Below are 13,033 nucleotides of genomic sequence, written 5' to 3'. Positions count from 1 at the left end.
TCGCTCCGGGATCGGATTCGCCCGAAATTCCGCCGTCACCCGCGCGCAAATCCGCCTCGCGGCATGAAGTCGAGTTCTTGCCCTGCCTCGAAGCGAATTGCGCCGCCGGCTTTACCCTCTCCCGTGGGGAGAGGGTCGGCGCGCGGAGCGCGCCGGGGGGAGGGGCGTAGGCGCCAGTCGGATGCCTCGGCACCCCCTCACCCGGTCCTCGCGCCGTGCGCGAGGACCGACCTCTCCCCGGCGGGGAGAGGTGACGGAGAACGCCGCAACGCCGCTGTGAATCAGAGCACCGTCACCGCAGCTTCGCCAGCAGGCTCATGAAGGTCCGGCGCTCGGCGGCGGTGAGCGGGGCGAGGGTCTCGTCGGAGATGGCGTGCGCGACCTCGACATGCGCGTCGACCAGCGCGCGGCCCTTGGCCGTGAGATCGACGAGGCGGCGGCGGGCGTCGTCGGGGTCGGCCGCGATGTGGCAGAGGCCGCGGCCGGTGAGGCGGTCGACCACGCCCTTGACGGTGGCGACGTCCATGGCGGTGGCACGGCCGAGCTGGTTCTGCGAGGTGGCGCCGATCTCGCGCAGCTTCGACAGCACGGCCCACTGCATCGCGGTGAGGTCGCAGCCGATCTTCTCGGCGAAGATCGAGGAGTGCCGCTGGTTGACCTGGCGCAGCATGAAGCCGACCTGCTCGTCGAGGCAGTAGCCGCCCGCGCGCGGCTTCTGTGTCGCGGCCTTCGCCTTCATGCCCTGCCCCTCGCCCGCCATCATACTCACACGCCGGTCATTCCGGGGCGGCGCACTCGGGTCGGCGCTTTGCGCCGCCCGAGCACCGGCTCCGCGCCGAACCCGGAATCCAACCACAGACGCGGTGCCGGGCGGCCGGATTCCGGGTTCGCGCCTGCGGCGCGCCCCGGAATGACCGCTCGGCATTCGAACCGGCCGCCGCCCGCACTCAGCGCAGCCCGTCCTCGCCCTTGATCTCGTCCTTCTTCAGGCCGCCGACGCGCGGCAGCGGACGGCCGCCGGTCGTGATCGCCACCGCGACCACGATCTCGTTCGCCCGCGGGGCGTCGTTGATCGTCACCTGCATGCCGTCGAAATGGCTGCGCACGAAGGCGGCGTCCTTGTGGCCGAGCGGGATGTCGAGCTCCTGCCCCGGGCCGCCGCGCTTCTTCGACGACGGGATCAGGGCCGCGCCCTTGCCCAGCGTCTTGCGCACGGGCGCGCCCATCTTGGGATGCAGGAGCGCCGCGGCGTGCTCCAGCTCGCCGTCGACGCCGACCAGCGCCGCCTTGCCGTAGCCCTCGCAGGACGGGCCCGGCACGCCGAGCGCCGCGACGGCCTTCTCGGAGAGCAGCCGGCCGAGCTCCTCGCCGAAGTCGATCAGGGCGGTGAGATCCTCGACGTAGATTCCCGCATACGGGTTCTCGATCACGGCGACGGCGGCGGCGCGACGCACCGGCGGCGTCACCTCGTGGCCCATCTCGGTCAGGGTCTCGTCGACGACGGTCACCAGCTTGCGGATCTTAAGGTTCATCGCAATCCATCCCACTTTTCGATCTGATGCGCCAGGAGCCCGCCGATGCGGGCGTGGACGCGTCCGCCCATGGTCATCACCAGGACCAGCGCGATCTCGTCGGCGCGCGGCGCATCGGGCACGCCGACCTCCATGGCATCGTAATGGGTCCGGACGTAGGATGCATCGACATGTGTGATCGGCACGTCGAGCCGCGTGCCCGGCCCGCCGACCTTCTTGGTCGACGGCACGATCGCCTTGGTGCTGCCGAGCACGTCGCGCATCGCATAGCCGCCCGGCACGTGCCACAGCGCGCCGTGCTCGAGCTCGCCGGCCTCGCCGACGATCGCGCCCTTGCCGTAGCCCTCGATCGACTTGGGAACGCCGCCGAGCGCATCCAGGAGTTGCCGCGCGAGCGAGACGCCGAGCGGCTCCAGGTCCTTCATGAAGAAGGCGATGTCCTCGACGTACCGGCCCGCGAACGGGTTCTTGATCACCGCCACGGCGGCGCCGCGCCGGATCGTCCGGTCGGTGACCGGTCCACCTTCGTGGAAGATCTCCTCCACGGTGACGAGGCGCTTTCTCACGAGAACGTCGGCCATGCACGAATGCCTTATCGGGATTGACGGGACAGATCGGAAATCTCGGGCTGCAGCAGCGGCCCCGCCGTGCGGGTGGTGCCCTGCAGATGCAGCGCGGCGGCGACGATCAGGCCCCGCTCGCGCAGCGCGGCGGCGGCGGCCGCGCCGCGATCGAGCGCCGCGTCGATCTCCGGCCGCGCCAGCGGCGGCACGGCGCGGGTGACGAGACGGTCGCCGAGATCGCTGTCGGGCTGCAGCTCGCGGGCGGGCAGGCGCACGATGCCGGGATGGGCGATGTCGACCGCGTTGGCGACCACGGTCGCGGCCGCGTCGGCGCTCGCCGCGTCGCGCGCCAGGATGGTCACGGCGTCGGCGATGCCGAGCGAGAAGCTGCGGCCGCCGGCCCCGGACGTGGCGATGCCGCGCACCGGGTCGGCCGCCTCGATCGCCGCGGTGGCGAAGATCGTCGGCCGGTCCGGCCGGTCGACCAGGCCGGTGGTGAGGCGCGTGCCGGGCGAGAGGTGCAGCGCGATGTCGCCGCCGTTGTTGACATAGGCGCGCGCGAGGGCGTCGCCGGCCGCCGCCGTCATGGCGGCGAGAATCTCGTCGGCGACGCTGCCGGCCACCGCCGCCATCGGGGTGATGAACGTCTCGTCCGCGAACGGCCGCACCGCGGCGGCCATGCGTCGCCCGACCGGGCCGAGCGGCGCCGGCGCGGTCGGCCCGACCGGCCGGCGCAGCGTGGCGAGCTCGCCGCACAGATCGTCCAGGAGCCCGGTCAGTCGCCGGGCCGCCGCCCGGTAGGCGGTCTCGATCACGTCGCGCGGGCCGAAGGCCTCGACGATCAGGTCGATCGGCCCGTCCTGCAGATGCAGGCGGCGGCCGTCCGGCAGCATGCGGGCGTGCGGACGCCGCGCCCCGCTCGCCGCGACGGCCGCGGCCGCCATCAGCTCCGCCCCCAGCGCGGTCCGTCGGACGCGAAGGGCCACACATTGCCCTGCACGGGCGGCACCAGCCGGCTCTCGTGGTCGCCGAGGCTCCCGAGCGGCCGGACGTGATCCATGTGGCCGCCGAGCGCCGCGTAGTCCTCGAGCTTGAGCGTGAACTCGATCGGCGCGACGAGCGCCGGCGTCGGCACGTAGCCGAAGGCGTTGGCCGGCAGCCGCGTGACGTCGACCATGAAGGTGATGCCGCCGCCCGGCCACACATAGACGGGCGCGCCGCCGCAGGTGACGCGGGTCAGCGTGTCCTTCACCGAGCGGGTGAGCCGCACCGGATTCTCGGTGACGCCGGCGCGCAGCGAGCCGCCGGCGCCGGCGATGAACAGCACCGTGGAGAGCGCCGGCTCGCAGTTCTCCTTGATGCGCTCGGTCGAGGCGCGCAGCGCCTCCGGCATCTCGGCCTCGACCGGCACCAGGTTCTCGTCGAGACGGAAGAAAGCGGAATGCTCGCCCGTGGTCGAGACCATGAACATGGTCATGCCGGGCTTCGCGACGGACTTGTCGAACGGATCCAGGATCGACAGCGGGTCCGAGATGCTGGTGCCGCCCCAGCCGGTGCCGGGATCGGCGACCTGGAAGTAGCGGCCCGGCGTCGAGCGCCGTCCGCGCATCTTGATGCCGGTGGGCTGGATGCCCAGCACCTTGCCGGACGCGTGCTCGGAGAGCACGCCGGTGATGTGGTCGTCGACCACCACCACCTCGTCGACCTTGCCGAACCACTGCTTGGCGAAGATGCCGATGGTGGCCGAGCCGCAGCCGACCCGCATGCGCTCCTCGGGAACGCCGTTGATGATCGGCGCCTTGCCGGCCTCCACCACGATGGTGGAGCCGTCGTCGATGGTCAGCTCCACCGGCTTGCCGTTGGAGAGCTCCAGCAGCGTGTCGCAGGTGACGCGGCCTTCCTTCTTGGAGCCGCCGGTGAGGTGGTGCACGCCGCCGAGCGACAGCATCTGCGAGCCGTACTCGCCGGTGGTGACGTGGCCGACGGCCTCGCCCTGCGCCCGCACCGTCGCCTGCTCGGGGCCGAGGAAGCGGTCGGTGTCGACCTTCACCTTCACGCCGCAATAGCTGAAGATGCCCTCGGTCACCACCGTGACCATGTCGACACCGTCGACCTCGGCCGAGACGATGAACGGCGCCGGCTTGTAGTCCGGATAGGTGGTGCCGGCCCCGATGGCGGTGACGAACAGGGCGTCCTCCGGCACGATCTCGCCGGCCCACTCGCTCTTGCGCTGGTTGAACGGCACCACGCGGCCGCCCTGGTCGAGCGTGCGCTCCAGGATCACGTGCGGATCGACCCGGATCAGCTCGCCGTCGCGGTTGGCGTAGCGGTCGCAGGCGCCCGACATGCCGGGACGGATCCAGCAGGCGACCGGACAGGCGTCGCAGCGCACCTTCTGGTCGACGGACGGCTGAGGGTCCTTCATCATGGCCTCTTTTCTCGCGGGGTCCGACCGGTCGGTGCACGCAGGGGCCGCAGCGGACGCGCGTGGGGGCAATCGCGCGGCGCGACCTTCGCCGGAGCCGGCCTTTCATTAGTGTACAAATGATCTTGCATCGCACGCTCCTTGTCAAGGCGAAGGACGGTGCGAGCACGGCGCTTCGCAGACCCTCTCCCGTGGGGAGAGGGTCGGTCGCGTGCGCAGCGTGCGACCGGGGTGAGAGGCGCAGGCGCCGATGGCTGGCGTGGGCCCCCCCTCACCCGCCGCGCTTCGCGCGTCGACCTCTCCCGGCTGGGGAGAGGTCGAGAGGAGGATGGCGCAGCGTCTCGTCGCATCACCGCGTTCTCACCTGCGCCCGCAAACGCGCCACCGTCGCCTCGAGATCCGTCCACGCCGCACGCTCGGGCGCGAAGCGGCCGCGCACGTAGCGCGCGATCTCGGCGATCTGCCAGTCGGACAGGTGGTCGGCGAAGGACGGCATGGCGCCGAGCTCGCCGAGCCCGGGCGGATGGATGCCCTCGAGCATCACCCGCAGCACCGTGTCGGGCGTGTCGGACTGCACCGCGGTGACGAGCGCCAGCGACGGCTTGGTTCCGTAGAGCGCCGCCCCCTTGCCGGGCTCGTGGCAGACCGCGCAGGCGCCGTCGAACATTCGTCCGCCCGGGACCGAGACCGGGGTCCCGGCCCGCGCCGCGGCGGCCGCCTCGCGGGCCGCCGCGAGCGCCTCGATCTCGGCCGCCGCCTTCGGCGCATCGCCGAGCGAGGCGAGATAGTGCGCCATGGCGCGGATGTCGTCGTCGGGCAGCACCTTCAGCTCGGCGACGATCGGCGCCATCGGCCCGGCGGCGGCGCCGTGATGGCGCGACCAGCCGGTGCGCAGATAGTCGTAGAAGGCGGTCTCGTCCCACGGCACCGGCGCCCGGCTGTCGCGATTGAGCGCCGGCGCATCCCAGCCTTCCGCGACGCCGCCGGAGAAGCGCCGGGCACCGCTCTCCTCGGCGCCCATCGCGTTGCGCGGCGTGTGGCAGGCCGAGCAGTGACCGAGCCCCTCGACCAGGTAGAAGCCGCGATTCCACAGCTCGCTCTTCGTCGGGTCCGGCGTGAACGGCGCCGCCTTGTGGAACATGGTGTTCCACAGCGCCATCAGGGGCCGCTGGTCGAACGGGAACGAGAACTCCGGCGCCGGCGTCGCGTGGCGCACCGCCGGCACCGACATCAGGAACGCGTAGAGCGCCTGCAGGTCGGCGTCCGTGGTCTTCGCATAGGACGTGTACGGGAAGGCCGGATAGAGATGCCGGCCGTTGCGGTGCAGCCCCTCGCGCATCGCCCGCTCGAAGGCCGGATAGGACCACGCGCCGATGCCGGTCTCGACGTCCGGCGTGATGTTGGTGGTGGTGATGACGCCGAACGGCGTGTCGAGCCGCAGCCCGCCGGCGAGCGGCACGCCGCCCTCCGCCGTGTGGCAGACGAAGCAGGCGCCGAGATGGGCGAGCACGCGGCCGCGCTCGATGGTCGCCGCCGAGAACACCGACGGTTCCGGCCGCGGGATCGGCGCGATGGCGCCGCGCCACGGCAGCGTCACGACGCCGATCGACCCGACCGCGCCGATGGCGGCGGCGACCAGCGGCCACACCACCGTCCTCAGCCGCGACGGCTTCTCGGGCCGCGCGGCCGGCGGCAGGGACGACGCTGCGGCCGCCGGCGCCGGCGGGGCGACGCCGGCGGCACGCAGACCCGCGAGCACGCGCTCGGGCGTGAGCGGCAGCTCGCGGAAACGGACCCCGGTCGCGTCGTAGACGGCGTTGGCGATGGCGGCCGCGCTCGGCACCGAGGCGGATTCGCCGACGCCGAGCGGGTCGTCGTTCGGCCGCGGCACCATCATCACGTCGATCGGCGGCAGCTCCGGGAAGGTGAGGATCGGATAGGCGCCCCATTCGCGGCTCGCCACCGCGACGTCCGTGAACGTCACCTCCTCCTTCAGCACGCGGCTGGTGGACTGGATGACGTTGCCCTGGATCTGGTGGCGCACGCCGTCCGGATTGATCATCAGGCCGGAGTCCTGGCCGACCGTGATCTTGGTCAGCGCCACCTCGCCGGTCCGGGTGTCGACCGCGACGTCGGCGACCCAGGCCGCCCAGGCGGCGCCGTACCCCGGGAACTTCGAGTGGACGTAGAGCGCATAGGCGAAGCCGCGCCCGCGCCGGATGCCGTCCGGGTCCTCGCGCAGCCGGGCGCCGACATGCGGCTCCCATTCCGCCCGCGCGGCGAGCTGCTGCACGAGCTCGCGGGCCCGCTGGTCCTTCAGGTAGCGCAGCCGGTACTCGATCGGATCGACGCCCGCCTCCGCCGCCAACTCGTCGATGTAGCACTCGTGCGCGAAGGTATTGGGCAGCGCCGAGACGCCGCGCAGCCACGCCGCCCGCACGATCGGCGCCATGTCGTGGCAGACGACGCGCTTGTTGGCGAAGTCGTAGGGGCCGATCGCGGTGCGGTCGCCCATCTGCAGCACGGTCGCGCCGGCCGCCACCTTGCCGGTGAGCAGCAGCGCCAGCGTGGGCGACGCGTTGGAAGGATAGCGCGTCTGGAAGTCGTAGGCGGCGACGGTGCCGTCGGCGTTCAGGCCGCCGTCGACCGTCATCAGCTGCGCCGCGCCCTTCGGCTCCCAGGCGTGCTCCTGATCGCGGGTGAGCTGGACGCGGACCGGCCTGCCGACGGCGCGCGCGAGCAGCGCCGCGTCGGCCGTGACGTCGTCGGCGCAGTTGCGGCCGTAGCAGCCGGCCGCCTCCAGCCGGACGATCTCGACGGCGGCCTCGGGCAGATCCATCAGCTTGGCCAGATCGGCGCGCAGCCACACCGGGTTCTGGCTGCCCGACCAGGCGCGCAGCCGCCCCTCCGAGAGATCGGCGACCGCGCAGGACGGGCCGATCGAGGCGTGCATCTGATACGGCCACAGATACTCGCGCGGCATGCGCTTCGCCGCGCCGGCGAGCGCGCCGTCGACGTCGCCCTGGTCGAGCAGCACGCGCGGCGTCGACGGGTTCCTGGTCAGCGCGCCGGCGAGGTCGTCGAGATCGGGCAGCTTCGGCGTCGGCTTCCAGGCGACACGCAGCGTCCGCATCGCGGCCTCGGCGTTCTCCTCGCGCTCGGCGACGATGCCGACGAAGTCGCCGATCACGACGACCGCGACGATCCCGGGAATGTGGGCGATCGAACTCTCGTCGACCGCGATCAGGCTGGTGCCGACGAAGTCGCCGATGTCGACGCCCGCATAGGGCGGCCGCACCACGCGGCCGTGCAGCATGCCGGGCACGCGCACGTCGTGGACATAGACGAGGCCGCCGGTCGCCTTGGCCGGCAGATCGACGCGGGGCTGCGAGCGGCCGACGATGCGGTGCTCGGACACGGGCTTCACCGGCACGTCCTCGGCGAGCGCCAGCACGATGCGCTCGTCGCCGATCAGCTCGCCATAGGTGACGAAGCGGTTGTCGCCGGCGGCTGCCGCAGCGTCCGCCCCGCTCTCGCCGGTCGCGCCGCCGGATCCGGTGGTGCGCCGCCGCACCACCCCGTCCTCGACCACGAGCTCCGGCGCCGGCACGTCGAGCCTCTCGGCGGCGCGGGCGAGGAGCGCGTGGCGCGCCTGCGCCGCCGCCCGCCGCAGCGCGGGCGCCGTGATCTGGATGGTCTCGCTGGCGATGGTCGGGCCCTGGTCGGGCGTCAGCGCGGTGTCGCCCAGCACCATGGTCACGCGCGCGAAGCCGACGTCGAGCTCCTCGGCGACGATCTGGGCCAGCGCCGTGCGGATGCCGGTTCCGAGATCGACATGGCCGTTGAACGCCGTGACGGTTCCGTCCGCATCGACCAGCACGAACGGCTCGAGAGCCTCCGGGTCGGCGGCCGCGACGTCGACGACGCCGGCCGGCGGCTTCACCACGGCGAGGCTGCCGCGGCGCGTCAGATAGTCGGTCCGGGTGAGGCCCTGCGGCTGAAGCGTCACCGTCGCCTCCATTCGGCGGCGAGCCGCACCGCGGCGAGGATCTCCACATGGGTGCCGCACCGGCACAGATTGAAGCGCAGCGCCTCGCGAATCTGGTCCTCGCTCGGATCCGGATTGGCGTCGAGCAGCGCCGCCGTCGTCATGATCATGCCGTTGAGGCAGTAGCCGCACTGCGCTCCGGCGGTCTCGACGAAGGCCGCCTGTACCGGATGCAGGCTGTCGGGTCCGCCGAGGCCTTCCAGCGTGGTGACGCGGTGGCCCGCCACGTCGGCGAGATGCAGCACGCAGGCGCGCGCCGCGACGCCGTCCACCAGCACGGTGCAGCTGCCGCATTCGCCGATGCCGCAGCCGAACTTCGGCCCGTTGAGACCGAGATCGTTGCGCAGCACCGACAGGAGCGGCGTCGATCCGGGCAGCCGCAGCCTGTGCGTCTCGCCGTTGACGTGGAGGGAGATGAGCGGATCGTGAACCGTCATGGTGTTCCGGATGGCGGGTCTCGACAGTGGTCGGTGGCAGGCGCTCTCGGGGGACGATCACCAGCGGCGGGCTGCGGCGACACGCCGACGCATCGGTCGGAGCACCTCCGCTCTTCATTCGTATACTAACGAAAAAGAGCCGCCCCCGCGACAGTTTGTTCGTGCTGCAATGCCGTCCTCCACGGATCGTGAGAGAAGGGCGTTTCTGCTGATTAGTTCGGCAGCGAAGCGGCCTTTTGCAGTGCGATGCGGCAGCCGTCGCCCAGGGAAGAGGCAGAGTCTCTCGCCGCTGCGGGACGACGCGACGCCGCCTCACCTCCGATTTCGCCGCCTCCGCGTTATCATCGGCGCAAACGGGAGATCGCGATGCACACACGGCGGACCATCCTGGGCGGGCTCGCCGGCGCGGCGGGCGCGGCCGCCCTCGGCCCGGCGCTGCGGGCGCAGCCGGGGCGGCCCGCCCCGACGCCGATCACGCGGCCGATCCCGTCGACCGGCGAGGCCGTTTCGGCCGTCGGGCTCGGCACCTGGATCACCTTCAACGTCGGCAACGACCCGGTGCTGCGCGACGAGTGCGCCGCCGTCGTCGCGGCGTTCTTCGCCGCCGGCGGCCGCATGATCGATTCCTCGCCCATGTACGGCTCGTCGCAGCCGACCATCGGCTATGCCCTCGCCAGGCTCGGGCGGCCCGCCGCGCTGTTCTCGGCCGAGAAGGTGTGGACCTCGGCGGGTCGCGACGGCCCGCCGCAGATCGCCCGCTCGCTCGGCCTGTGGGGCGTGCCGCGCTTCGATCTCGTGCAGGTGCACAACCTGCTGTCCTGGGAGGCGCATCTCGACACGCTCGCCGCCATGAAGGCGGCCGGGCGGGTCCGCTACGTCGGCATCACCACCTCGGAGGGCCGGCGGCGCCGCGAGTTCGAATCCGTGATGGCGAGCCGGCCGCTCGACTTCGTCCAGATCACCTACAATCCGCTCGACCGCGAGGTGGAGAGCCGAATCCTGCCGCTCGCCCGCGAGCGCGGCATCGCCGTGATCGTCAACCGGCCGTTCCGCGAGGGCGAGCTGACGCGGCGGCTGGCGCACCATCCGCTGCCCGGCTGGGCGGCCGAGATCGGCGCGGCGAGCTGGGCACAGCTCGTTCTCAAGTTCATCGTGTCGCACCCGGCCGTCACCTGCGCGATCCCGGCGACGACGCGGGTCGACCACGTGCGCGAGAACCTCGCCGCCGCCGCGGATCCGCTGCCGGACGAGACGATGCGCCGGCGCATCGCCGACCACATCGGACGCCTGTGATGTCCGAGTGGTGGACCTACGGGCTCTCCGACTTCCTGATGTTCTCGCCGCGCGTCTACCACCGGCTGATCGCGGCCACCAACGCGGCGCTGTGGCCGGCCCAGATCGGCACGACGCTGCTCGGCCTCGTGGCGGCGGCCCTGATCGTCGCGCCGCGGCGCGGCGCCACGCGGGTCGTCCTTCCGGTGCTCGGCGGCCTGTGGATCGTCGTCGCCTGGGCGTTCCTGTGGGAGCGCTACGCCACCATCAACTGGGGCATCCTCTACGCCGCGCCGGCGTTCGCGCTGCAGGGCCTCCTGCTGATCGTCGCGGGCCTCGCCCGGATGGTGGAGCTGCGGGAGCCGCGCGATGCGGCATCGGTCGCCGCCGCGGCCCTTCTCGTCGCGATCGTGCTCGGGTGGCCGCTGCTGGCGCCGTTCGACGGCGGGGCGCTCGACACCGCCGAGAGCTTCGGCCTCCTCCCCGACCCGACCGCGCTCGGCACCCTCGCGATCCTGGCGGCGCTGCGTGGCGGACTGCGTTTCGTGCTGGCGATCGTGCCGGTCGCGTGGGCGCTCGTCGCCGCGGCGACGCTCTACACGCTCGGCGCGTGGACCTGGGTCCTGGTGCCTGCTGCGACGACGCTGGCGGTCGCGCTCGCCCTCATCCGGCCGAGGCCGCCTTCGCCTCGCCGATGGTGAACCCCGAGAACGTCGCCGCGAGCTGCGCCGCCGCCTCGAGGTCGGTCGCGGCACTGGCGTGAATCACGAACAGCGCCTCGCCCTTGCCGACCGGATCCCCGACGCGCGCCCGCAGGTCGATGCCGGCGCTCTTGTCGAGGGGCGCGCCGGCGACCCGCGCGATGCCGGCGACCGCGAAGCCGTCGATGTCGGTGACCACGCCGGCGTGCGGCGCCACCACCGTGTGGGTCAGCCGGCCCGGCCGGATCGGCTCGCGCGCGCCCTGCGCGGCGACGATCCTGTCCAGCGCCTCGCGTGCCGCACCGGAGCCCAGCAGGTCCTCGGCGCGCCGCCGCGCCGCCTCGCGGCTGCCCACCGCCGGATCCCAGGCGATGATGCGGCCGGCGAAGTGCAGGACCTTCTCGCGCAGGTCGGCGGGGGCGGCGGTATCGTTCTCCAGCACCCGGATCACGTCGCGGGCCTCGAGCGCCGGGCCGATGCCGCGCCCGATCGGCGCCGTGCCGTCGGTCGGCACCGCCTCGACCGATAGCCCGAGCCCGGCGCCGACGCGCTCGAAGAGCTGCGCCAGTGTCGTCGCCTCGGCCAGGCTCTTGATCCGGGCGCGCGGCCCGTAGGGCAGATCGAGCACGACGTGGGTGGCGCCGGCGGCGAGCTTCTTGGACAGGATCGAGGCGACCGACCAGCGCGTCGATTCGAGGCCGAGCGGCCGCGTGATGGCGTTCATCACGTCGTCCAGCGTCGAGTGGTTCAGCCGGCCGTTCCAGGCGACGCAGCCGCGGGCCTGGGCCACCACGCGCCGCACGTCGTCGGCGTCGAGGTCGACGCGCGCCAGCGTCTCCATGGCGTCCGCCGTGCCGGCCGCCGAGGTGATGGCGCGCGACGAGGTCTTCGGAATGGCGAGCCCGTGCGCCGCGACGATCGGCACCAGCACCATGGTGACGCGCGAGCCCGGGATGCCGCCCATGGAATGCTTGTCGGCGACGATCGGCTCGTCCCACCGGATCCGCAACGCGAAGCTCGCCCGCACCCGGGCGAGCGCCAGGACCTCGTCGTCGTCGAGGCCGCGGTCGGCGGCGACCAGGAAGCCGGCCACCTCGCTGTCCGGATAGCGGCCCTCGACGATGTCGCCGACGACGCGCGCATAGTCGGCCTCGTCCAGCGTGCCGCCGCGGATCTTGGCGCGCAGCGCGGCGCGGCTGGCGGGCGTCGGCGTGCGGGTCAGCACCACGGGCGTGCCCTCCGGCAGCCCGAGCCGCTCGAAGACCTCCCCGGTGAGCCCGACCGAGTCCGGCGCCAGCGTGCCGGGGTCGGCGAGCGCCACCTCGGCCCGGATGCTCCTGCCCCGCGCCGCGAGGTCGATGCGGCCGGGCCCGAGATAGTCCTCCGCGCGCACCACCGAGGAGTCGCGCGGCAGCACGGCGAGCGCCCGCTGGCCGGCGGCGAGCGGCAGCCGGGTCAGCGTCAGCCGCACCGTCTGGGCTTCCAGCGCAGCGACGAAGCGCTCGGTGCCGGCCTGCGGCGTGGAATCGTTCGCCACCCGCACCACGGTCGCGGCCTCCGGAAACGGCGGCGTCGTGCGCGCCAGCCGCGCCCGGATCACGTCGGCGGTTTCGCGCCCGCGGCCGGCGAGACGCCGGGCCAGCAGTTCGGGCGGCGCCGTGATCTCGACCACGACGAGATCCGGCACACGGGCGAGCAGATCCGCCACCACGGCACGCGAGCCGTTGGCGATCACGTGGCGGCCGCGGGCGAGGTCGTCGAGACAGCGGGCCGGCACGCCGTAGGCGAGGCCGTGCGCCTCCCAGTCGATCAGGAAGGCGCCGTCGGCCTTCATGCGGGCGAAGGTCGCGGCGTCGACGGCCTCGTGCGCCTCGCCGCCCGCGTCGGCCGGCCGCGTGATGACGCGCCGCGCGAACGCGAAGCGCCCCGTGCCGCCCAGCGCCGCGCGGGCGCCGTCGAGCAGCGTGTCCTTGCCGGATCCGCTCGGGCCCACGACGAAGAAGAGGACGCCCGGGGTCATCGAAAATGCTCTCTCATGCGGACACTCGTTGTTCC

10 protein-coding genes are annotated in these 13,033 nt (G+C 72.9%); 2 read left to right on the top strand and 8 right to left on the bottom strand.

The window, feature by feature from the left end; all coding sequences use genetic code 11:
* Window positions 1–292 precede the first annotated feature (292 nt).
* The 7 genes from J2S22_RS28755 to J2S22_RS28725 form a co-directional block, all read right to left on the bottom strand.
* Window positions 293–739, bottom strand: coding sequence for a MarR family winged helix-turn-helix transcriptional regulator (locus J2S22_RS28755; protein ID WP_272779195.1), 447 nt, complete (start codon window positions 737–739; stop codon window positions 293–295).
* Between the two features lie 208 nt (window positions 740–947).
* Window positions 948–1,532: an amino acid synthesis family protein gene (locus tag J2S22_RS28750; RefSeq protein ID WP_272779194.1), complete on the bottom strand. Its 585-nt coding sequence runs from the start codon at window positions 1,530–1,532 to the stop codon at window positions 948–950.
* Complete coding sequence (locus tag J2S22_RS28745; RefSeq protein WP_272779193.1) at window positions 1,529–2,113, bottom strand: amino acid synthesis family protein; 585 nt, start codon at window positions 2,111–2,113, stop codon at window positions 1,529–1,531. The genes J2S22_RS28750 and J2S22_RS28745 overlap by 4 nt, the downstream gene beginning before the upstream one ends.
* Before the next feature lie 11 nt (window positions 2,114–2,124).
* Window positions 2,125–3,039 carry a UPF0280 family protein gene (locus J2S22_RS28740; RefSeq protein WP_272779192.1) on the bottom strand — a complete coding sequence of 305 codons (915 nt, stop codon included), beginning with the start codon at window positions 3,037–3,039 and terminating at the stop codon, window positions 2,125–2,127.
* The gene (locus J2S22_RS28735) at window positions 3,039–4,523 is read right to left on the bottom strand and encodes a 6-hydroxynicotinate reductase (RefSeq protein ID WP_272779191.1); all 1,485 of its coding nucleotides are present in this window, start codon (window positions 4,521–4,523) and stop codon (window positions 3,039–3,041) included. Before J2S22_RS28735 ends, J2S22_RS28740 begins: the two co-directional genes overlap by 1 nt.
* Window positions 4,524–4,869: 346 nt before the next feature.
* On the bottom strand, window positions 4,870–8,529 hold the full coding sequence (locus tag J2S22_RS28730; protein WP_370878260.1) for a molybdopterin cofactor-binding domain-containing protein: 3,660 nt from the start codon (window positions 8,527–8,529) through the stop codon (window positions 4,870–4,872).
* Complete coding sequence (locus J2S22_RS28725) at window positions 8,526–9,005, bottom strand: (2Fe-2S)-binding protein (protein WP_272779190.1); 480 nt, start codon at window positions 9,003–9,005, stop codon at window positions 8,526–8,528. The genes J2S22_RS28730 and J2S22_RS28725 overlap by 4 nt, the downstream gene beginning before the upstream one ends.
* A gap of 366 nt (window positions 9,006–9,371) precedes the next feature.
* Here J2S22_RS28725 and J2S22_RS28720 point away from each other — a divergent pair, with 366 nt between their 5' ends.
* Window positions 9,372–10,298, top strand: coding sequence for an aldo/keto reductase (locus tag J2S22_RS28720; RefSeq protein ID WP_272779189.1), 927 nt, complete (start codon window positions 9,372–9,374; stop codon window positions 10,296–10,298).
* Window positions 10,298–10,978 (top strand): DUF6064 family protein, encoded by a 681-nt coding sequence (locus J2S22_RS28715; RefSeq protein WP_272779188.1) that lies wholly within the window; start codon window positions 10,298–10,300, stop codon window positions 10,976–10,978. Before J2S22_RS28720 ends, J2S22_RS28715 begins: the two co-directional genes overlap by 1 nt.
* On the opposite strand, the gene phnN is transcribed toward J2S22_RS28715, so the two are convergent.
* A complete protein-coding gene (gene phnN, locus J2S22_RS28710; RefSeq protein ID WP_272779187.1) occupies window positions 10,941–12,998 on the bottom strand; it encodes a phosphonate metabolism protein/1,5-bisphosphokinase (PRPP-forming) PhnN in 2,058 nt (685 codons plus the stop codon). The two genes, J2S22_RS28715 and phnN, sit on opposite strands and share 38 nt — an antisense overlap.
* Window positions 12,999–13,033: the final 35 nt, after the last annotated feature.

This window comes from Rhodoplanes tepidamans, from assembly GCF_030813915.1.
Taxonomy (GTDB): domain Bacteria; phylum Pseudomonadota; class Alphaproteobacteria; order Rhizobiales; family Xanthobacteraceae; genus Rhodoplanes; species Rhodoplanes tepidamans.
Note: the sequence above shows the minus strand (reverse complement) of the source record. Positions and strands in the feature narration are given on the sequence as shown.